The organism is Marinobacterium sp. BA1 (assembly GCF_041155135.1).
Lineage (GTDB): Bacteria > Pseudomonadota > Gammaproteobacteria > Pseudomonadales > Balneatricaceae > Marinobacterium > Marinobacterium iners.
On record NZ_BAAFHC010000001.1, the window covers coordinates 612,440 to 633,880 of the forward strand.

Here is a 21,441-nt window from a genome sequence, read left to right on the forward strand (position 1 = left end):
TAGTTAAAGCCACACGCAGGTATCGGCGTGTGTCAAAGCAGTAGCGAACAAGGAGGTCAGTATGATGACCGAGCACTACATTACCTCCAGCGTAACACCGCTGGACAATCTCGATGTTCTTTCACCTTATGAAGTGGCCCGGCTGCAGGACAAAAGCCAGGGCGGCCTGTACAACCTGTTTCGTCAGTGTGCACTGGCGGTCTTGAACTGTGGCAGCGAAATGGACAGTACCCGTTTGGTGCTGAATCGCTTTCGCGAGTTCGACGTGCAGATCAGTCAGAAGCACCGAGGGGTGCAGCTGGATCTGATCAATGCACCAGCCGCAGCGTTTGTCGATGGTGAACTGATTCAGGGGATTCACGAGCACCTGTTTGCGGTGCTGCGTGACCTGCTCTATGTCAGTGACAAAATTGATGGCTGCTGCGAGGGGCTGGACCTGTCCGGTACCATCTCCAATCAGGTATTCAACACCCTGCGTCATGCCAATGCGCTGCGGCCCCATGTGAAGCCGAACATGGTGGTATGCTGGGGCGGGCATTCGATCAATCAGGTTGAATATGACTATACCAAGCGGGTGGGCTACGAGATGGGTCTGCGCGGTATGAATATTTGTACCGGCTGTGGTCCGGGAGCCATGAAGGGGCCGATGAAGGGCGCCACGATTGCCCATGCCAAGCAGCGCATCCATGATGGCCGTTATGTGGGTATCTCGGAGCCAGGCATTATTGCGGCTGAGTCTCCCAATCCGATAGTTAACGAGCTGATCATCATGCCTGATATCGAGCGTCGACTGGAAGCGTTCGTACGGCTTGGGCACGGTTTTGTCGTATTCCCCGGTGGGGTTGGTACAGCAGAAGAAATTTTGTACATCCTTGGCATTTTGCTGCAGCAGGATAATACAGAACAGCCATTTCCGCTGATCTTTACCGGTCCCGCTGGCAGCGAGGCCTACTTTGAGACCGTGGATCGCTTTATCCGCAATACGCTGGGGGAGCGCGCCGCCAGCTGCTATGAAATCATTGTGGACGATGCGTATGAGGTGGCGGAGCGGATGCGGGTGGGGCTCGAAGCTGTGACTTCATATCGCAAGGCGACCGGAGAGGCGTACCATTTCAACTGGCAGCTGCATATCCCACTGTCGCTGCAGCAGACTTTCGAGCCGACACACGCCAACATGCGCGGGCTTAACCTGTCTCGTCGGCAGGAGGATCATGAGCTGGCAGCCCAGTTGCGTTGTGCGCTGTCCGGTATTGTGGCTGGTAACGTCAAGGAACCGGGCATTCGGGCCATTGAGCAGCATGGGCCGTTCGAGCTGCACGGCGAACCTGAGGTGATCGAGGCGCTGGATGAGTTGCTGGAATCCTTCGTGTCACAGCGCCGCATGAAGATCAATCATGACGATTACCAGCCCTGTTTCCGGCTGGCACGAAACAATCGTGCCTCGGCCGGCTGATCAGAGCTGGCGCGAGATGGTGCGTTCACGCACAAATGATGTGATGTAGTTGGGGCCGCCATAGAGCGGCCCGGTACCCGATGTGCCTGCTCCGCCGGCAGGTCTTACTCCGGCTGACAGGTCGGCCAGGCTGCGATTGATCATCAGGCTGCCCGCCTGCAGCTGTTGTCGTACCCGAGCGATCAGTGCTTCATCATGGGTGTGAATGCCGAATGCCTGCCCCTGGCAGTAACGATTGATTTCGTCGATCACACGCTGCAGGTTCTCCCGGTTGTAACGGATGAGGTGCAGGATGGGGCCATTTACACAGTCTTGCAGCTCATCCAGGGTATATAGTCGCAGCAGCGTTGGGGGTACAAAAAAGCCATTGTCATGGCGATCGTCCAGTGGCAGTTGTGCCAGCAAGCGATCACGCACCCGCAGTCGCTCAATATGGTGATAGACCCGGTCCATCTGATGACGGCTGACCAGTGGGCCAATATCGGTGTCAGGTTGTGCCGGGTCGCCCAGGTGCAAAAGCTGCAGGCTGCTGATCAGTTGGGCTTCCAGCTGGTCGGCTATCGATTCTTCAATATAGAGCATGCCCAGCGAGGCGCGTCGCTGGCCGGCAAAACTGAAGGCACTGTGCAGTAGTTCGCGTACTTCACGGTTGTCCAGTGGTCGGTCAACCAGCTGAGTACCGGGTAGGCTGCTGTGAGTAAGAGGCGGTACCAGCGGAGCCCCTGAGCGGTTGCTGATCATCGCATTCAGAGCTGTGGCTTCACTGGCATCACCAAAAAACACGGCACCTGCCAGCCGGTAGTCTTCAGCCATCCAGGCCGAAACCCGTTCGGTAGGTCCCGGTAGCAGTGCGACAAGCGACTCAGGCAGACCTGTTTCCAGCAGCAGCTCGATAAGTCGGGTCGCACTGAAAACCGTGGCGCTACCTGTATTGACCAAAACAGCATTGCCGCTGACCAGAATGGCCGCCAGCTGACCCACAAGAGTGGCCAGTGGGTCGTTGTCATCCGTGATGCAAATGTAGACACCGCGACCGTGTAGTTCCAGCTGGTTCACCTCACCGTGCAGGCCGTGCAGGGGGCGTGTCTGCAGCTGTGTTCGAGCCTGAGCGCTATAGTAGTAGCACAGGTTGATGGCGGTACGCAGATCACCCAGTACATCATTCAGCACAAGTCCTGACTCGCGAACACACAAAGTGGCCAGTGTATTCAGCTCCTGTTGTAATCGCTGTCCCCAGCGTAGTATCAGATCAGCGCGGTGAGAAACGTGAACGCCATTCCAGTCGGGCTGTGCTTCCACGGCCAGCTGAAATGCTTCACGCACCTGCGCTTCGGTACAATCGCAAACCTCGCCGATCATGTCTTCAACATGAGCAGGGTTAAAGCGCTCTCTGGCCAGCGTGTCGGTGCAGCTCTCACCTGCGATCAGAGGGCAGGCAACCCATCTTTCCCGTTGAACACGCTGCAATGCGTCCTGCAGTGTCTGTTCAATCAACCATTGACCGCGTATGGGGCCGGTGGCGTTCAGTCTGGCCGGCAAGTAGATGTCGGTTGGTGGTAATGGAGCTGAATAGTGATCAGGAAAAGGGCGGGATTTGGCGAGCCGGGTACGCAGGCAGGTGTTATTGGTACTGTGCAGGAAAGTGTCGCACAGCTCAAATGCGATGTCGCAGTGTGCAGGGTCAGTCATGACTGGATATTCAGGGTAGCCGAGGTGTTGGGCGTTACTGATTTCCGAGGTCTCCGGTGCACCAGTTAGCAGCAGGACCGGAATGTTAAGCTTGAACGCACGCCCCAAGTGTTCCAGATATCCCAGGGTTGGAAGTGCGCGTTTTGATGCTGTCGGAAGGCAGATACCAAAATGGTTCCAGCCTTCCAGACCCGGCAGGGCAAGGGTGCTGGTAAAAATGCCCAGTGTAAGTTCGAGAGCCTCTTCCGAAGGGGAGAGTAACAGCACTTCGCGTCCCTGCTCGCGTGCAGCCAAGGCAATTACCTGTAGCCGTTTGCTGATTCCCTCGCTGATTCGCTCGCGCAGAAGCGGCTCGAAACGAGGGTGCAGATCAGCAGGATTAATGATCAGCGGGGTGTTCCGCGGTGTTGGCGAGTTCAGATATTGGTTGAAGCGCTGATTGGATTCTTCAATACTCAGCGGCGGTGGCAGTCGTGTCGGCAGACAGATATCCGTCTGGATTTGTTCTTGCCTGCACCCGGGTTGCCATACTTCCGGAGTCAGGTTTTTCAACTCCTGCCAGGCACTGACCAATAGCTGGTCAGGGACCGTAAAGTATTGGCTTACGCCTCGCTGCAGCTGGGCTCGACTCAACAGCCTGAATTCATCCGAAATATAGAGTGCCAGCGGTAACATCCATCTACTCCGCACAATGAGTGGTCGTGACCCAGTCTACCTTAAAAAACGCTCCAGCAACTCCCTTTTGCCAGTGGCGTTGATCAGGGTCGTGTTACTGGTGGCGTGGGGGTACTCGGGTTATAGTAGCTGGATTTGAGCGTATGAGTATCCCGTTTGCGACGTAAGCTGATTCTGACACTGACCACTGTGCGTGGCTCCCGGCAGTATTCCCTTCACCGGGTATTGGGCTATTTGATGCTGATGTTCCTGCTGGTGTCGGCGCTGAGTTTTTTTGTATCCAATTGGTTGTTGATGAAGACCCACGATAATCTGACGGATCTGGAACGTGACCATCAAAGCTTGAACGAGCAGTATGAAATGTTACTGGGTACCCAGCAGCTCTATATATCCGAGCTGGGGGAGTTGGGAGCAACCCTGTCCAGTCTGTCAGAAGAACGTGAGCAACTCGCGCTGGAAAACCATCAATTCAGTACTGCTCTGGATGATCTGGAGTCGATGCTGGGGCTTTTGGCTGAAGACAGCGCTGCCGACAATGCTGAGCAAAGGCTGGAACTCGCTCGGCTGGCCGCTCGTCAGCGTCTGTTCCTGCTGCACAGTATTCCCAACGGGGTGCCGATCCAGGCGGAGCAGGTGAATGACAGCTACGGCATGCGTTTCCATCCGGTGCTCAAAACCCGCAAAATGCACAATGGTACTGACTTTAAGGCTGACACAGGCACTCCCGTGTATGCCACAGCAGATGGTGTGGTTGAGTATGCCGGCTATCGCAAGGGCAGCGGCTTTGGCAATCTGATCATTCTGCAGCATAATTTCGGTTTTAAGACCTATTATGCGCACCTGCACAAGGTGCAGGTCAAAAGCGGCAGCTTTGTCTACAAAGGGCAGCAGATCGGGTTGAGTGGCAACACCGGTCGCTCCACCGGTGCTCATCTGCACTACGAGGTTCGACATCTGTATCAGCCTCTGAACCCGGAGCCCTTTGTACAGTGGGGGCTGGATAATTTCGACTCCCTGTTCAGTCGTGTCGAGGAGGTACCTTGGGAATCATTAAACGCGATGTATCCGCTAAATCAGGTCGGTCTGCAGTAACCATCATCGCTCAGGGCAATCACTTCAAAGGTGATACCCAGGTATCCGGCAAGATGCATGTGGATGGCCTGTTTGAGGGCAGTGTCGATTCGTCCGAGGATATTTCCATCGGGCGCCATGGTTGTGTTCGTGGCCGTATCAAGGCACGCAACGTAACAGTCAGTGGTGTGCTGGAAGGTGAGCTGATCTGCGATCAACTGCATATCGAACGTGGTGGGCAGGTACGGGCTACCGTCTACAGCGATAATCTGAGCATTGATCCCCAGGGCTGTTTTGTCGGCGAGCGCCGGCTTCAAGTAACGCCACAACTGGAATATCACCCTGAAGAGACGGTACGGGAGCGCAGTGGCAGCATCGACTACAGTCTGATCGACTCGCTGCCGGACCGTATCACCCTCAGCGCCAAGGGAAGTTAGGCCATGTGCGAATTGCTTGGCATGAGTGCCAATGTGCCGACGGATATCTGTTTCAGCTTTACTGGTCTGATGCAGCGAGGTGGTCGTACTGGCCCGCATCGAGATGGTTGGGGTATCGCCTTTTATGAGGGCAAGGGGCTGCGCTGCTTTCATGATCCCAAGCCCAGTGCGGACTCGCGCATTGCGAATCTGGTCGCGGACTACTCGATCAAGAGCAGGGTGGTGATCAGCCATATTCGTCAGGCCAATGTCGGCCAGGTTTGCCTGGAAAATACCCACCCGTTTAGCCGCGAGCTGTGGGGCTATAGCTGGACCTATGCCCATAACGGTCAGCTTGACCCGAAGCTATTCGACTGGCCATTGAAGTTCTATCATCCAGTGGGTACCACCGACAGCGAATATGCCTTCTGTTGGCTGCTGGATCAGATCCGCAATCGCTACCCCGAACGCCCAACTGACTTGCATGAGCTGGAGCGCTTTATTCACCAGTGCTGTGAGAGGCTGCGCGGGCTGGGCGTGTTCAACATGCTGTTGAGTGAGTCTACCCATCTGTTCTGTTATTGCAGCACCAAGCTGGCCTGGATTACACGGCGGGCACCTTTTGGCGAGGCTCGGTTGAAAGACTGCGAGATGAGCGTGGATTTTGGCGCTGAAACAACACCGAATGATGTGGTTACTGTCATTGCCACCGAACCGCTCACGGATAACGAAAAGTGGCAGCGGCTGCAGGCGGGTGAGCTGGTTGTATTCAATGACGGCGAAGTTGTATGTGATTTGTCGGAGGCGTCCTGATGCAGGCGCCCGGGCCGCAGTTCGACAGCCTGTCCGACATGCTCCAGTTGCTGGCGCGCCGTTTTGATGAGCGTCCGGCCTTTGGGCATATGGGCGCCAGTATCAGCTTTACTGATCTGGATCGTCTGTCACGTCGCTTTGCCGCTTGGGTGCAGCATGAAACCGATTTGCAGCCGGGCGACCGAATCGCATTGCAGCTCCCCAATCTGATGCAATATCCGGTAGTGCTGTTTGGGGCACGCCGAGCGGGACTGGTGGTGGTGAATACCAATCCCCTTTACTGCAGTGAAGAGCTGTGTCAGCACTTGAAAGACTCGGGTGCACGTGCGCTGGTTGCCTTTGCGCCGCTGGAGGCGCAGGTGTGCCAACAGCTTGCCGGCACCGAAATCGAATATCTGGTTACCACCGAGCTGGGTGATCTGCATCCTCTGCGCAAGCGCTGGGTGCTGAATCTGGCCGCCCGCTTTAAACGAGGCGGTGCGGCTCAGTTGCTCCAGCCGGTACCACAATTATCAGGTATACAATGCATGCGCTTGACCCAAGTGATGCAAAAGGGCGGCGGCTTGATCTGGCAGCCGCCGGAGCGGTTCGGCCAACAGGAGTCGTTGGCATTGTTGCAGTACACCGGTGGAACGACAGGGCCTGCCAAGGGTGCCATGCTGAGCGAAAAGGCACTGCTGGCGAATCTGGCCCAGATTCGTGCCTTGCTTGACCACTATTGTGAGCCGGGTCAGGAAAAACTGCTGCAACCCTTGCCGCTGTATCATATCTACTCGTTCATGTTGACGCTGGTCATGTTGAGTATTGGCAGCTGTATTGAGCTGGTACCGGACCCGCGTCGTATCCGGACTCTGGTCAAATGCTGGGATCGTTTCGATCCGACTGTAGTGGCCGGAATTAACCCTCTGTTCATCTTTCTATGTCAGCAACCGGAGTTTCAGCGCCTGGACTTTGGTCGCTTGAAGCTGACCATTTCAGGCGGTATGGCGCTCACCCAATCGGTGGCACAACGCTGGCAGCAAGTGACGGGCAACGCTATTTGTGAAGGTTACGGCCTGACCGAGTGTTCACCGGTGGTGAGTGTGAACCGGCCCGATGATATTCATCTGGGCAGTGTCGGTTGTCCGTTGCCGGATACAGAGGTTCGTATCATTGGTGAGCAGGACCAGAGATTGCCCGATGGCGAGATTGGCTCCATTTTCGTACGCGGGCCACAATTGATGCAGGGCTATTGGCATCAGCATGGCGAAACACAGCAGGCCTTTCATGAAGGCTGGTTGGATACAGGGGATATCGGTCTGATCGATACACAGGGTTATCTGCGTATCATTGACCGTCGCAAGGAGGTGATCAATGTATCAGGCTTCAAAGTGTATCCCAGTGAGCTGGAAGATATTATTGCGTGCCACCCGGATATTCTGGAATGCGCTGTGATAGGGCTACCGGACAGCTGCAGTGGTGAGCAGATCAAGCTTTACGTGGTGCCTGCCAGTCAACAACTGACCATCAAGGCAGTACGCGACTATTGCCGTGAACGGCTGACACCCTATAAGGTGCCGCGCTTGGTAGAGTTCTGCCAGCAGTTGCCGCGTACCTCGATCGGCAAGGTTTCGCGCCGTGCGTTGCGCGAGCAGGCGCTGGGGCGCCGTACTCTCTGAACACATTCATTTACCCGCAACAGGTTGTATCGGTTTGTCTGACTCCATTATTAGCTTGAAACAGAGGCTGCAGCAGGTTCGCCTCGCGGACCGCTTCCGTTTGCAGCGAGATCTCAACCGTTTGCAGCGTAATACTCAAACGCCTGACCCGGATCGCCTGCAACGCCTGAATGAACAGATTGACGCTTCAGTGGCTCAGGTCGAACGTTTGAAAGCCCTGCCTGCAAAGCCTGAATACCCTGATCTGCCGGTATCGGAACGTCGCGAGGAACTGCTCAAGGCCATTGCTGAGCACCAGGTGGTTGTAATCGCTGGCGAGACCGGTTCCGGAAAGACCACCCAGATACCCAAGCTCTGCCTTGAGTTGGGGCTGGGTTGCCGTGGCCTGATCGGCCACACCCAGCCACGCCGATTGGCGGCGCGCACCGTTGCTGCTCGTATTGCCGAAGAGCTGAAAACTTCGCTGGGCGAGCGTGTGGGGTATCAGGTGCGGTTCCATGATCAGGTAAGTGACAATACCCAGATCAAGCTGATGACCGACGGTATTCTGCTTGCTGAAACCCAGCATGATCGTTTTCTTGATAAGTACGAAGTATTGATTATCGATGAAGCCCATGAGCGCAGTCTCAACATCGATTTTCTGCTTGGTTACGTCAAGCGTCTGTTGCCGCGGCGACCTGACCTCAAGCTCATTATCACCTCAGCCACCATTGATCTGGAGCGTTTCTCAAAGCACTTTGATGATGCACCAGTGATCGAAGTATCCGGTCGCACCTATCCTGTTGATGTTCTTTACCGCCCGTTGCATGAAATGGAGGGTGAGGATGAGAAGGCGTTGGACCTGCAGCAGGGAATTCTGGCAGCGGTGGATGAGTTGGTCGAAATTGATCGCGCCAAGCGAAATGGAGGCCCCGGTGATATTCTGGTATTTCTGCCGGGTGAGCGTGAAATTCGTGAAACCGCCGACCTGTTGCGTAAGGCTCAACTGCGTGACACTGAAATCATTCCACTCTATGCGCGTTTGTCACTCGCGGAACAAAACAGGGTGTTTCATGGCGGTCGGGCTGCGGGGCGCCGCATTGTACTTTCGACAAATGTGGCTGAAACATCGCTGACTGTGCCGGGTATCCGTTATGTAATTGATCCCGGTCTGGCGCGTATCTCTCGCTACAGCTATCGCTCTAAAGTGCAGCGACTTCCGGTTGAGGCCGTATCCCAGGCCAGCGCCAATCAGCGCGCTGGTCGTTGCGGTCGTGTGGCGCCGGGTGTTTGTGTCCGCCTGTATTCCGAGGAAGACTTTCTTGGTAGACCTGAGTTTACCGACGCCGAGATTCGGCGCACCAATCTGGCAGCTGTTATCTTGCAGATGCTGCAGCTCAAGTTGGGTGATGTCCGAGACTTCCCGTTTGTTGATCCGCCCGACAGTCGCATGGTCAATGATGGCTACAAGCTGCTGGAGGAGCTGGGTGCGGTCGACAGTTCACGCAGCCTGACGCCGATCGGACGGCAGTTGGCAAGGCTGCCAGTGGACCCGCGCATCGCACGCATGGTGATTGAGGCCGGCCGGCTGGATGCGTTGCGTGAAGTGATCATAGTTGCCAGTGCACTCAGCGTACAGGATCCGCGTGAGCGCCCGCATGACAAACGCCAGGCTGCAGACCAGAAGCACAAGGAACACAGTGATGAAGAGTCTGATTTCGTCTCGCTGGTCAATCTGTGGGATCTGTACAATGAACAGCGCGAAGCGCTCAGCCAGGGCCAGTTGCGACGCTGGTGTCAGAAAAGCTTTCTTTCTTTCATGCGCCTGCGTGAGTGGCGTGATGTACACCGCCAGCTGCACTTGAGCATCCGTGAACTGGGCCTGAAGGAAAATACCGAGCCAGCGGACTACAAGGCAATGCATTGCTCCCTGCTGGCTGGGCTGCTCAGTCAGATCGGTTTCAAACAGGAGAAAGGCGAGTATTTGGGTGCGCGTAACCGTCGCTTCAAGATATTTCCGGCTTCGGGGGTGTTCAAGAAAGCCCCCAAGTGGGTCATGGCGGCAGAATTGCTGGAAACCAGTCAGCTGTTTGCACACCAAGTGGCGCGAATTGAACCTGAGTGGGTAGAAGCCCCGGCTCGGCATCTGATCAAGAAAACATGGATGGAGCCGCACTGGGAGAAAAAGCGTGCTCAGGTTGTGGCGACTGAGCAGGTCAGCCTGTTCGGGTTGATCATTGTGCCCAAGCGCAAGGTCAACTATGGCGCCATCGATCCGGTTGCCTCCCATGAAATATTCATTCGCGCGGCGCTGGTAGAAGGTGAGTATCAAACGAGTGCCGCCTTCTTCCAGCATAACCGTGAACTGCTGGCCAGTGTCGAGGCGCTGGAGGACAAGTCACGCCGCCGCGACCTCTTGGTTGACGAGGAGCAGTTGTACGCTTTCTATGCCCAGCGCTTTGAGGAGTTGAAGGGCACTCATGTCGTCAACGGCAAGGGCTTTGAGCACTGGCGCAAACAGGTTGAGCAGGATAACCCCGAAGCGCTGTTTATGCGTGAAGAGGATATCCTGCAGCGTGAAGCGGCTCATGTAACAGCACGCCAATACCCGGATTATCTGGATTTGGAGGGAGCCAGGCTTAAACTCAGCTACCAGTTTGAGCCAGGTGCCGAGGATGACGGCGTGACGCTGGAGCTGCCCCTGGCACTGCTGCGTATCGCACCGCTGCAGCGGCTGGAGTGGCTGGTACCGGGGATGCTCGCAGACAAGGTAACAGCGATTCTGAAGGGGCTGCCCAAGTCATTGCGCAAGCACTATGTACCTGTACCCAACTATGTTGAAGCCTTTTGTGCTGCAGTGGTGTTTGCAGAGGGTGATCTGTACGAAGCACTGGCGCTTCAGCTGCTGCGCATGACCGGTATCCGAATTGATGCCGATACCCTGCGTGATGTAGAGCTGGAGCCGCATCATCGATTCAACCTGCGTCTGCGTGACGAAAAGGATCGAGTCGTGGGGGAGGGGCGTGACTGGGACGCGCTTAACCGTCGCTTCGGTGACAAGGCTGAAGCGGCACTGCAGTCAGGGCCGTCACAACAATGGGGCAAAACCGGTATTACCGGTTGGGATTTTGGTGAGTTGCCTGCGTCATTGCGACTGCGTCAGGCGGGTGGCATCGAAGTCGAAGTCTGGCCTGCACTGATTGATCGGCAGGACAATGTTGAACTTAAAGTGATGCCTTCTCCCGATCTGGCTCAGCAGGAAAGCCTGCTGGGTATCTGCCGACTGTTGCTGTTGTCGCTGCCGGCACAGCAATTCAAATACCTGCGCCGCGATATCCCGCAGTTGAACCAAAGCCTGATCCTGACCGGAAAACTGTTTGAGCGCAAACGGCTGGAAGATGAGGTTCTGCTGCTGGCTGCGCGGCGTGCTTCCGGTCTTGATCCTGAGCAGTTACCCCGCGATGAAGACCGTTTTGATGCCTTGCGTGAACAGATGCGAGGCAGTATTGCCGATGAAGTGTCGCAGATTGGTCAGTTTGTGCTGCAGTGTCATCAATCAGTGCACCGTATTAACAAACAGCTGGGGGGGCGCATTAACCTGCAGGCTGTGCCTGTCCTGAATGATATTAAGCAGCAGTTGGCGGAACTGATGCATCCGCACTACCTTAGTCGTACGGATGAGGAGTGGTTGCAACAGTATCCGCGCTATCTGCAGGCGATTGAAATCCGGCTGGAAAAATATCAGCGCGATCTCCGCCAGCAATGCCTGCTGTCAGATCAATTAAGCCAATTCTGGCAGCAATATAAAAAAAAGGGGCAGGAGTACCGGGCGCGCCATGAGCTACCGCAGGCCCTGAGTCGTTTTCGCTGGCTGCTGGAGGAATACAGAGTGTCCCTGTTTGCTCAGCAGCTGGGTACAAAAGTGACTGTTTCAGAGAAACGCCTTAAACAGGCCCTGGCCGAGCTTTGAGTATTGTTATGACGGGGGTCAAAAACCCGTCCAGCCCTTGCGAGCAAAGGCCCTAAAGGGTTGCACCAGTGCGGTGCTTGTGCTGTAATGCCGCCAATTTAGGTGGTTGCTCAGCCGGACGCGAGCCATTCTCAGCAGAGAACCTTGCAAGGGAGGGCAGTTACCATGCAACATCGAACCGGTAAAAGTTTAAAAGTTATGGAACTTTTTGCTTTGATTGGTTTGCAATAATCTGGATTTATAGTATTTTTCTGATAGCGCTGATAGTGCTGAGAAAAACTAGAATTCACTACTAGTATGTTGAATGAAGGGGAAATGTTGATGAAAAAGTCACTGATTGCTCTGGCTGTTGCTGGTGCCATGACTGCTCCGATGGTCGCTCAGGCTGACGCTACTCTGTACGGTTCTTTCCGTATGGGTCTTGTGGGTGCTGATGGCGCTGATATGGACCTGCGTGATGAATCTACCCGTATCGGTATCAAAGGCGATGTCGATCTTGGTATGGAAAACACTAAAGGCCTGTTCCAGTGGGAAGCTAATGTAGCGACTACTGATAATGGCGGCGACATGTTCGCAGCTCGTCTGGGTCTGATGGGTTTGACTGGCGACTGGGGTACTGCATTGGTTGGTCGTCAGTACCACCCGTACTACACCATGGTTAACAGCCATACTAATATCTTCCAGGGTGCTGACGGCGATTTCGGTGAAGCTTTTGCTCTGGGTAACAAGTGGCACAAGCGTACTGATAATACTCTGGCTTACGCTTCTCCTGTGATGGGTGGTTTTCAGGTTGTAGCTGGTGCAGTTATTGCTAGCACTGGTAGCGACAGCGATAACAACTTCGACGATGACGTAGACGGATACAACCTTGGTGCCCAGTACACTGGCGTCGAAGGCCTCCGCGTTTCTGTTTCTTACGGTAATGTTGAGAATGGTGCATATGAGTCTGAAATTTGGGGCTTGGGTGCTACTTACAAGATCGCTGACCTGACTCTTTCTGCTAAGTATGAAGAGCGTGAAGACAAGGCTGCTACCTATGCTTCTTACCAGAATGCCTACACGTTTGCAGGCGATTCTGAGTTGACAGTTTGGGAACTGGCGGCACAGTACCAGATCGGTGCAACAGCTCTTAAAGCTCGTTACGGTAACATTGAAGCTGATCTGAATGGTGCACTGTCTACTCCTTACGGTTCTGGTCTTGTTAATGATTCAGACGATGGAGATCAGTGGGGTATTGAGGTTGAGCAGAAGCTGGGTAACCGTGGCTATGCATGGGTTGGTTACACTGACTTCGACGAAGAAGCTGCTGCAATTTCATCTACTTTGAGTGGCAAGCGTGTTGCTGAAGATCTGTGGATGATCGGCTACCGTCTGGACTTCTAATATCGCTTGATATTAGTTCCTTGCGAAAAAGGCTCCTTCGGGAGCCTTTTTGCATTATTAGAGACATTATCACTCCAGTGTTATTGAGAATATTTGCTTGAATGGCTGCTACTTGGCTTAGTTTAAGTGAGCTCATTTACTCTGTTTGCCCCCCGAGATAGAATTGCCCCATTGTCATGTCAGCTTTTAAGGATCGAGCATGCTGAAATCTGCACTGCGTACAGGGCTTCTGGTAACCGGTTTTTCGCTGGCGGCTATTGCTGCCCCTTTGTCGGCGAACAGCGAAGTTGACCCTTGGGAAGGCTTTAATCGCCCGGTATTCAACTTCAATGAAGGCGTGGACAAGTATGCGTTGAAGCCGCTGGCGCAGGGATACCGTTATGTCACGCCTGACATTGCCGAAAAGGGCGTCAGTAATTTCTTCGATAACCTGAGCGATGTGCGCAATCTGCTCAACAATCTTCTGCAGTTCAAGCTTGAAGCGGCCGGTCAGAGCTTTGCTCGCCTTACGTTCAACTCAACCTTCGGTCTGTTTGGTCTGATTGATGTGGCAACACCGATGGGAATAGCTCAGAAGCCTGAAGACTTCGGTCAGACGCTGGGTTATTGGGGCATGCCTTCGGGGCCTTATCTTGTGCTGCCGCTGCTGGGGCCAAGCAACCCGCGTGACGGTATTTCACTGCTCGCGGATAGCGCGGTCGATCCTGTACGCCAAGTCGGTGATACGTCTGACCGCAATGCGCTTTACGGTCTGCGCCTGATTGATACTCGCAGCCGGTTGCTTCAGGCCGAGCAGATCATCAGTGGCGACAAATACAGTTTTATTCGTGATGCGTATATGCAGCGTCGTGAATATCAGATTAACGATAAAGCCGTTGATGTCGACTACAAGAACGACTTCTGATTCAGTTGCAACCGGGCGCGGTTGTGGCTACTGTTGAGACTCTTGATTTAGAGTCTCTTAATGGCTGATTAATGGGTCTACACCATCAGCGGGTGTTGCTGGTCTCAGACAACACCCACACCACCGATCGTATCTTCGAGCTCTGTGAAGAATGTGATCATCAGCGTCTGCGTCTGATTGTTTGTCGTGACACTGATGATGCCGATCAACAGCTCGACCATTATGATATTTCTCTGATAATTTTTGACCTTGCTTCTGTCGGCAGTAGCCTGCTGATGGATCGCATCGCGCAGCGACTTAACCCCAAGCCACTTATCGCCCTGATCAATGAAGGCACGGCCGAGAGTTTGGTTGCTGCGCTGCGTAGCGGGGCTGATGATGTTTATGTATCGGGCGAGCTGGATCTGCACCCTGAGTTGTTCGTTCGTTCGGTTGAGCGGCAATTGAAGCGAGCACGCTATATTGAGGAGGTCCGCAGTCTGCGTGACAGCCTTGAGCGTAGCCTGGATGAACTGCGTGAAGATCAGCATGCTGCTCAGCAGGTGCAGCAGAATCTGCTTCCGCCTCAGCAGCAGGTGATCAATGGTATCGAGTACGCCTATGTGCTCCAGCCTTCCTTGTTACTCAGTGGTGATTTTGTTGATGCCTTTGTTGTCAGTGACAAGTTGAGTCTGTTCTATCTGGCGGATGTTTCCGGGCATGGTGCTTCATCGGCGCTGGTGACGGTGTTGCTGAAAAACATGACACACAGGCTGCTGCGTAACTACCGCCGTAATTCAAGCTTTGACATTCTGTCTCCTTCTGCCACGTTGCACCGCATCAATCGGGAAATGTTGCTGACTTCGCTGGGCAAGCATTTGACCATGTTTGTAGGTTTGATTAACCACGATACTCAAACCCTGAGCTATGCTGTAGGTGGTCATCATCCACTGCCGATTTTGCTTCAGGATGGGCGAGTGCGTTTTCTGGAAGGGAGGGGTATGCCCCTCGGCTTGTTTGAAGAGCCGGTGTTTGATGAGTTAGAGTGTTCGCTTGGCGACAATTTTACACTGACTCTGTTCTCCGATGGTGTGCTTGAAGTGATTGATGGTGAAACACTGGAAGATAAAGAGCAGGTGCTGTTGAATATGTGCAGTGCAAAATACGGGTCGCCAGACGAGTTTTTGCAGAGTATGATGCCCGCCGGGCGGGGACATCCCGATGATGTGGCGATCATGACTGTACGCAGAGAGTCTTTATGAGTGATGGGGCGATCTATTACGCGTGCCGCGACGGGCACTACGTTCTGAAGTTTGTAGGTGATGTACGCCTGACCCTCTGCTCGACTATCGAGCGACACCTCGAAGCCGTGTTGGAGCGTGAAGATGTGTCGGATACGCTGGTTGACCTGACTGAAACGGACAACATCGACAGCACATCTCTTGGGTTGATTGCAAAGCTTGCGATCAAGGCGCGAGAAAAAGGAATGCCGTTGCCGACCTTGGTGTCCACCAACGGTGATATCACACGCATTCTCTACAGTATGGGGTTTGATCGCGTATTTGTACTGCTGGAAGAGTTACCTACCAGTCGCTGTGATCTGAAACAGGTGCCTTTTGTGCAGGAATCTGAAGATGAAGTGCGCGAGCGAATTCTCGATGCTCACAAGGTGCTGATTGATCTGAACGAGTCCAACCGTAACGCTTTTAAGGATCTGGTCGCAACATTGGAGAGCTGCCGTTAAAGCCGCTCTCCTGCAACCGTCAGTGCCCTGCCAGTAGTTGTTCCAGCTTGATCTGATCCTTGGCAAAGTTGCGAATCCCTTCTGCCAGCTTTTCCTGTGCCATTACATCTTCGTTCATATCCCAGCGGAAGTCGCTTTCGTTCAGGTGTAGGCGAGTATCATCGCTGCTGCATTCAGCTGACAGCCTGCGGTGCAGGGGCTGCTCAGTGCCGGCCAATTCCTGCATCAGGGCAGGGCTGATCGTGAGTCGATCACAGCCAGCCAATGACTGGATTTCGCCGATATTGCGGAAGCTGGCACCCATCACTACCGTATCGTAGCTGTGTGCTTTGTAGTAGTGGTAGATGCGAGCCACTGACTGTACCCCCGGGTCACGCTGGAGGCTGAAATCAGCTTCTGGCTCTCGAGCTTTGTGCCAGTCCAGTATGCGGCCAACAAAGGGTGAAATCAGATAAATGCCGGCGTCGGCACATGCGCGAGCCTGAGCAAAGCCAAACAGTAAGGTCAGGTTGCAGTTGATGCCTTCCTGCTCCAGTTGGCGGCCGGCTTCGATACCCTCCCAGGTGGAGGCAATCTTGATTAATACGCGTTCCCGGGGAATATCAAGGGCTTCGTACATGCTGATCAGCTCTCGCGCCTTGGCAACCGTGGCTGTCGTATCAAATGACAGGCGGGCATCAACTTCGGTAGAGACGCGTCCCGGTACCAGTTGAGTAATTTCACGGCCGATCAGTACGGCGAAGCGATCTGTCATTAGTCCGAGCTGCTCGGTTGTGTTGGCGGATTGTGCAGCAGCCCAGTTCTGTGCCTCCTTCAGCAGGGGGGTATATTTTGCATCCTGTGCGGCCTTGAGCAGCAGTGATGGGTTGGTGGTGGCATCGACCGGTGCAAACTGGCGGATGGCGTCAATATCGCCGGTATCCGCCACCACGGTTGTCATCTGTTTCAGTTGTTCAAGCTGGTTCATCAAATCTAGTCCTGTAAAAGCAAATGAAGTCTTTAGCTCAATCCTGTGCGACCAATGCAAGCGCGGCCCTGAAGGTGTCGACGCCTGCTTCCCTTGCATGACCGTTTTCGCTTAGATATCGGCGGAACTGTTTACCGCCACGCTGGCCGTGGAAGAGTCCAAGCAGGTGTTTGGCAACGGCATACAGGGGAGCGCCTTCAGCCAGGCGCTGCTCCAGATAGGGGATGAATGCTTCGGCAATGTCCATGCGGCTGCGCGCCGGACGATCAATGCCGAAGTAGCGCTGGTCCACTTCACTGAGCAGTGGCCAGGGATTCTGGTAGGCCTCACGCCCGATCATCACGCCGTCGACCCTCTCAAGATGCTGGTCGCACTCGGCAAGTGTTTTAATGCCGCCGTTGATGATGATCTCCAGTTCAGGGTATAGAGCCTTTATGCGGTAAACATGGTCGTAGATCAGTGGCGGGATATCGCGATTTTCCTTGGGGCTCAAGCCCTGAAGAATCGCCTTGCGTGCATGAATGGTAAAGCTGGTGCAGCCGCTTTGGCGAACGGTCTCGACAAACTGGTGCAAGTGTTCAAAGCTGTCCAGATCATCAATGCCAAGTCGGTGTTTGACCGTGACGGGAATGCCTGTCGCTGCCCGCATTTCGCCCAGGCATTCCGCCACAAGCTGCGGGTGCGCCATCAGGCAGGCGCCGATCATATTGTTCTGTACCCGATCACTTGGGCAGCCTACATTCAGGTTCACCTCGTCATAGCCCCACTCTTCGGCCATGCGGGCGCACTGAGCGAGTTCACTCGGGTTGCTGCCACCCAACTGAAGCGCGACTGGATGCTCACTGGCGTGATAGTCAAGATGGCGTGCGGCGTCGCCATGGATCAGCGCGCCTGTCGTAACCATTTCGGTGTACAGCAAAGTGTGGTCTGAGAACAGGCGATGAAAGACCCTGCAATCAGATGTTGTCCAGTCCATCATCGGTGCGACAGAAAATCGCCGGCTGATACTGTCAGGTGTCGAAGAGGGATTGGAAATGTCGAGTCTTTGTGGTGCCTGAGCTGAGTTCATTACTGCCTGTTCTGTTCGATTCAAGGCGGCTACTATAACACAGCTGGCAGGATGATTCGGCGGGGCGCAGAGACAAAACAGGCCCCAAAAGGGGGCCTGTAAAAAGAGGAAACTGACAGCTGATCAGAAAGCGTTGAAGCCGTAGTTTGCGATCAGGCGTACCTCGTCGACGTTGTCGAACTGCTCACTTTCAATGTGAGCAATGCGTGCACGCAGTGAAAGGCCCTCAAGCGTTCCGCCCTGAACTGTATATCGGGCTTCAAGATCGGTTTCGCTTTCTTTGGCATCTGACTGGGTGCTGGTATCAATATCCCAACCTTCGGTATGACGTGCCATCAGACTCAGTCCCGGTACAGATGCGACATTGTAGTCGGCGCGAACCTGCAGTGACTGTTCATCCGCACTGTTGAAGTCCAGATATTGAACGGAGTTCCAGACCATCAGGATGTTGTTGTCGTTGTTAAAGCCATCCCAGCTGTAGTCATAACCATCATCGCCACCTATGTTCTGGTAGGACAGCGTCATGGTTAGGTCGCCGGTCGTGTAGCGGCCTGCAAGGTTGAACAGGCTGGACTGATAATCACGGCCGTAAAGGTCACCGTCATCCGTGCCGTAGTAATAGTGTGCATCTAGCAGAATATTGTCGCCGTTGTTCAGTTCAAACGGATAAGACGCGTTCAGGTAGGTCTGACGCAGGTAGTCATCAGCGATGCCGTGAGCTGCCTGGATGCTCAGGCCGTTATTAAAGGTGTAGCTGCCGCCGAGTACGTACAGGTCGTACTCTTCACCGTTGGCTTCATACTTGTCAAAGTCGGTTTCGGCCATGTTGACAGCACGATCACTGTAGATTGCATAAAGGTCAGCGCCGCCCACTTGAGTATCCAGCTTGATCGCTTGGGTCGAGCTGGGGGTTGAGCGAGAATCGTCATCGTATAGCAGAGGAGTCGCGAGAACCATACGACCCGCACGCAGCTCGGTGACGTCACCCAACTTCAGTTTGATGAATGCCTGGCCCAGTTTGGCATAGCTCTCAGTGTCATCGCCATCGGCTTTAAGCATGCCAATGCTTTCATCGCCACCGCGGCCATCCAGTTTGAGGGCTCCAAACAGGGAGGCGTCAAAGCCGATCACATCATTGATATAGGGAGAAACATAATCAATGCGCACGGCCTGAGAAGCGGCTACACGGTCTTCTGCGGTTCCCTGACGAAAGTCGCGATTGAAGTAAAGCGTACGCAGGTTGATATCCAGGCTCGGCTCATTGGCAAAGGCAGCTGGTGTGGTGATCATGCCGCAACTGGCTAATGCAATGGCGAGTGGTTTTTTGAGTATATTCATCGTGGCTGTACCCTGTTGAATGAGAGGGTCTGCAGAGTTGTGTTCGCCAAATTTGGTATTGGCAGCAGACTGAACGGGGCGCAGTGTAATAAAATGCACCTTTGAGCTCAAATGTGTGGTATTAGACCTTGTCTGTATTTAAAGCCTTATCCAGGCCCCTGCTGGGTTTGCCGGTAGCGATCATTTTTCTTTTGCTGCTCGATCTTCTGTTGGTGCGAGATTTGGCATGGACGCTGGAGAACTATCAGGGCAAGCGCTTCTGGGTCAATTTTGGCATCAGTGCTTTTGTGCTTTGGGCGCTGTTGTTCAATATCCGCGGCTATTGGAACCTGCACCGCCGCACTGCAGTCGCCTTGTTGGCTGGCGTGGCCATTGCCTATTTCGCCCAAAGTGCCTACTTCGGCGTATACCGCAAGTTTGTAACGGTATTTGATTTCCGTTTTTTTGCCACTGATCCCCTTATGACCGTTGAGTTGTGGCTGGAACACGGTACCTTCCTGCGTCCTGTTCTGGCGGCAGGGCTCGCCTGTATGGTGTTGTATCTGATTATGCGCCAGCCGGCTTCCCCTCGTCGCTGGCTGCGCTGGAGTAAGGGAGGGCTGGGTGTTGCACTATTTTTACTGGTGACGCTCAACTGGTATGGCGCACCTCATTTCCAGCTTTCGCCTGTAGCCTATGCCGGCAATTTGATCAGTGCAGTCGAGTTCAAATACAACCGGGATAACTACCCGCCAAAACCTGTGTTGAACTACCGTGAGCAGGTGCCTGAAGGAGCGCCATCGCTGGTATTTGTGATCGGCGAGTCACTGAACGTGAATCATATGGGGGTTTATGGCTACGAGCGTGCGACAACACCGAATCTTAGCCGGCTGCGGCAGGAGCAAAAGCTGGTTGCCATGCGCAATGCAGTGAGTATTGGTCCACGCACGCTGACCTCGGTTCCCTACATGTTGACCGGATTGCAAGGAGTTGACCCTCATGGAGTGATCTACTCCGTACCGACGCTGTTCAATTATGCGAAAAGTGCGGGCTATGTCACTGCACTGATCACGGCGCAGGATTTCCAGTGGCGTAATACAGATAAACTTTTTGTTGATCAGGATATGGATCACTTTGAGCAGGGCAGTCATTTCAGCGCTGACGTCAGTGTGTCGATTGGTGCTGACGATCGGGTGGTGCTGGAAAAAGGTATCAAACCCTGGCTGGAGCGCCAGTCAGAAGATGAGCGTCCCTTCATGCTGGTGGTTCAGATGAGCGGCAGTCACACACCGTTTTCTCGCCAGGTACCGGCCGATATGAAGCAGTTCTTGCCGGAAGAAAACCCCAACAGCATCAACGCCTATGACAACACGGTGTGGTACACCGATCTTGTTCTAAATGAACTTTTTCAGTCAGTAAGAGCCGAGAATCCGAACAGCTGGATCTTTTACTCGTCCGATCATGGGGAGCATGTGACCGGAAAGGGTGGCGCATTTCATGGCGATTTTCAGGATGAGGTGACACACAACAGTTTTCTGGTTTTCCCGCCTGCATCACATTATGAAACGGTTATTGGCAAGGTGGATGCTCCGCTGTCACAGGCAGACATTTTCGCTACTCTGCTGGAACTGATGCAAGTGGAACCGGTGACACCTATTGATGGCTTGAGCCTGTTGGGGGATATTCCTGAAGATCGGATGCGAATTGTCACGGCGTTTATGAAAACTCTGCATAATGACCCGCGGGCTGCGCTGGTATTCCCGGATCGTCGTATCTGGGAAGTGGATTTTGAACGCAGTAATGTACGCTTGGCCGATGGGGAGAGTGTGATTCCCTACCGCCAGATGGATGAGCAGTACCGTCAGATGTTCGACCGTCGAATTAATGCAGGGAAAACAAGCGAATGATCGTAACCAAAACCACGGGGCTGGCGAGGTTTTATTACGCCACCCGCTATTCAATCAAGGGACTGCGAGCTGCCTATCGCAGTGAGCCAGCATTTCGGTATGAGCTGTGGGCGGCAACGTTACTGTTGCCATTGGCATTCTGGCTGGCTCAATCCGGCTTGCAGTTGGGGCTTTTGATCAGCTCACTGCTGTTTGTGCTGATCATGGAGCTGATCAATACTGCCATAGAAGCGGTGGTGGACCGTGCCGGCACCGAGTTCCATGCTCTGGCTGGCCTGGCCAAGGATCTTGGATCGGCAGCGGTGTTGCTGGCGCTGTTTATTACGGCTTTGATCTGGGGCGGTATCGCCTGGGACAATTTCAGCTGACGTTCCTGCATGGCAGCCTGCCTGCCTTGCGCGTTATAATGCCGCGTTTAACTCACCCCATTACAGGATCGAGTCACCA

16 protein-coding genes are annotated in these 21,441 nt (G+C 54.1%); 12 read left to right on the top strand and 4 right to left on the bottom strand.

Going from position 1 to position 21,441, the window contains the following annotated elements; genetic code table 11:
* Window positions 1–61 precede the first annotated feature (61 nt).
* Window positions 62–1,453 (top strand): nucleotide 5'-monophosphate nucleosidase PpnN, encoded by a 1,392-nt coding sequence (gene ppnN / locus ACAM29_RS03040; protein WP_369623165.1) that lies wholly within the window; start codon window positions 62–64, stop codon window positions 1,451–1,453.
* Here ppnN and ACAM29_RS03045 read toward each other — a convergent pair whose 3' ends face one another.
* The gene (locus ACAM29_RS03045) at window positions 1,454–3,817 is read right to left on the bottom strand and encodes a proline dehydrogenase family protein (RefSeq protein WP_369623166.1); all 2,364 of its coding nucleotides are present in this window, start codon (window positions 3,815–3,817) and stop codon (window positions 1,454–1,456) included.
* 156 nt (window positions 3,818–3,973) lie between these two features.
* Between ACAM29_RS03045 and ACAM29_RS03050 the strand changes: the two genes are divergently transcribed.
* The 9 genes from ACAM29_RS03050 (at window position 3,974) to ACAM29_RS03090 (ending at window position 15,734) form a co-directional block, all read left to right on the top strand.
* A complete protein-coding gene (locus tag ACAM29_RS03050) occupies window positions 3,974–4,909 on the top strand; it encodes a M23 family metallopeptidase (protein WP_354405919.1) in 936 nt (311 codons plus the stop codon).
* Window positions 4,858–5,325, top strand: coding sequence for a polymer-forming cytoskeletal protein (locus ACAM29_RS03055; RefSeq protein WP_369623167.1), 468 nt, complete (start codon window positions 4,858–4,860; stop codon window positions 5,323–5,325). The genes ACAM29_RS03050 and ACAM29_RS03055 overlap by 52 nt, the downstream gene beginning before the upstream one ends.
* Window positions 5,326–5,328: 3 nt before the next feature.
* Window positions 5,329–6,117, top strand: a complete 789-nt coding sequence (locus ACAM29_RS03060; RefSeq protein WP_369623168.1) for a class II glutamine amidotransferase — start codon at window positions 5,329–5,331, stop codon at window positions 6,115–6,117.
* The gene (locus ACAM29_RS03065) at window positions 6,117–7,775 is read left to right on the top strand and encodes an AMP-binding protein (RefSeq protein ID WP_369623169.1); all 1,659 of its coding nucleotides are present in this window, start codon (window positions 6,117–6,119) and stop codon (window positions 7,773–7,775) included. The genes ACAM29_RS03060 and ACAM29_RS03065 overlap by 1 nt, the downstream gene beginning before the upstream one ends.
* A 34-nt stretch (window positions 7,776–7,809) precedes the next feature.
* Entirely contained in the window at window positions 7,810–11,724 is a 3,915-nt protein-coding gene (gene hrpA / locus ACAM29_RS03070; protein WP_369623170.1) for an ATP-dependent RNA helicase HrpA, read from the top strand.
* A 321-nt stretch (window positions 11,725–12,045) separates the two neighbouring features.
* Window positions 12,046–13,107, top strand: coding sequence for a porin (locus tag ACAM29_RS03075; RefSeq protein WP_369623171.1), 1,062 nt, complete (start codon window positions 12,046–12,048; stop codon window positions 13,105–13,107).
* A gap of 199 nt (window positions 13,108–13,306) precedes the next feature.
* A complete protein-coding gene (locus ACAM29_RS03080) occupies window positions 13,307–14,011 on the top strand; it encodes a VacJ family lipoprotein (protein WP_091823662.1) in 705 nt (234 codons plus the stop codon).
* A gap of 71 nt (window positions 14,012–14,082) precedes the next feature.
* Window positions 14,083–15,252, top strand: a complete 1,170-nt coding sequence (locus ACAM29_RS03085; protein WP_369623172.1) for a PP2C family protein-serine/threonine phosphatase — start codon at window positions 14,083–14,085, stop codon at window positions 15,250–15,252.
* On the top strand, window positions 15,249–15,734 hold the full coding sequence (locus ACAM29_RS03090; protein WP_091823656.1) for an STAS domain-containing protein: 486 nt from the start codon (window positions 15,249–15,251) through the stop codon (window positions 15,732–15,734). Before ACAM29_RS03085 ends, ACAM29_RS03090 begins: the two co-directional genes overlap by 4 nt.
* A gap of 19 nt (window positions 15,735–15,753) precedes the next feature.
* Here ACAM29_RS03090 and tal read toward each other — a convergent pair whose 3' ends face one another.
* The 3 genes from tal to ACAM29_RS03105 form a co-directional block, all read right to left on the bottom strand.
* The gene (gene tal / locus ACAM29_RS03095) at window positions 15,754–16,704 is read right to left on the bottom strand and encodes a transaldolase (RefSeq protein WP_369623173.1); all 951 of its coding nucleotides are present in this window, start codon (window positions 16,702–16,704) and stop codon (window positions 15,754–15,756) included.
* 34 nt (window positions 16,705–16,738) lie between these two features.
* Window positions 16,739–17,770, bottom strand: coding sequence for a tRNA dihydrouridine(20/20a) synthase DusA (gene dusA, locus ACAM29_RS03100; protein ID WP_369623174.1), 1,032 nt, complete (start codon window positions 17,768–17,770; stop codon window positions 16,739–16,741).
* A gap of 123 nt (window positions 17,771–17,893) precedes the next feature.
* Entirely contained in the window at window positions 17,894–19,108 is a 1,215-nt protein-coding gene (locus tag ACAM29_RS03105) for an OprD family outer membrane porin (RefSeq protein WP_369623175.1), read from the bottom strand.
* A 128-nt stretch (window positions 19,109–19,236) separates the two neighbouring features.
* Between ACAM29_RS03105 and ACAM29_RS03110 the strand changes: the two genes are divergently transcribed.
* Complete coding sequence (locus tag ACAM29_RS03110) at window positions 19,237–20,994, top strand: phosphoethanolamine transferase (RefSeq protein WP_369623176.1); 1,758 nt, start codon at window positions 19,237–19,239, stop codon at window positions 20,992–20,994.
* Window positions 20,991–21,362 carry a diacylglycerol kinase gene (locus ACAM29_RS03115; protein WP_354405938.1) on the top strand — a complete coding sequence of 124 codons (372 nt, stop codon included), beginning with the start codon at window positions 20,991–20,993 and terminating at the stop codon, window positions 21,360–21,362. The genes ACAM29_RS03110 and ACAM29_RS03115 overlap by 4 nt, the downstream gene beginning before the upstream one ends.
* Window positions 21,363–21,441 lie beyond the last annotated feature (79 nt).

Bases quoted from the DNA above. Each gene is read 5' to 3' on its own strand.
- ACAM29_RS03080 (WP_091823662.1), top strand. From the start codon at position 13,307: ATGCTGAAATCTGCACTGCGTACAGGGCTTCTGGTAACCGGTTTTTCG.
- ACAM29_RS03045 (WP_369623166.1), bottom strand. From the start codon at position 3,817: ATGTTACCGCTGGCACTCTATATTTCGGATGAATTCAGGCTGTTGAGT.
- ACAM29_RS03105 (WP_369623175.1), bottom strand. From the start codon at position 19,108: ATGAATATACTCAAAAAACCACTCGCCATTGCATTAGCCAGTTGCGGC.
- ACAM29_RS03090 (WP_091823656.1), top strand. From the start codon at position 15,249: ATGAGTGATGGGGCGATCTATTACGCGTGCCGCGACGGGCACTACGTT.
- ACAM29_RS03065 (WP_369623169.1), top strand. From the start codon at position 6,117: ATGCAGGCGCCCGGGCCGCAGTTCGACAGCCTGTCCGACATGCTCCAG.
- ppnN (WP_369623165.1), top strand. From the start codon at position 62: ATGATGACCGAGCACTACATTACCTCCAGCGTAACACCGCTGGACAAT.
- ACAM29_RS03060 (WP_369623168.1), top strand. From the start codon at position 5,329: ATGTGCGAATTGCTTGGCATGAGTGCCAATGTGCCGACGGATATCTGT.
- ACAM29_RS03075 (WP_369623171.1), top strand. From the start codon at position 12,046: ATGAAAAAGTCACTGATTGCTCTGGCTGTTGCTGGTGCCATGACTGCT.
- ACAM29_RS03085 (WP_369623172.1), top strand. From the start codon at position 14,083: ATGGGTCTACACCATCAGCGGGTGTTGCTGGTCTCAGACAACACCCAC.
- dusA (WP_369623174.1), bottom strand. From the start codon at position 17,770: ATGAACTCAGCTCAGGCACCACAAAGACTCGACATTTCCAATCCCTCT.
- ACAM29_RS03115 (WP_354405938.1), top strand. From the start codon at position 20,991: ATGATCGTAACCAAAACCACGGGGCTGGCGAGGTTTTATTACGCCACC.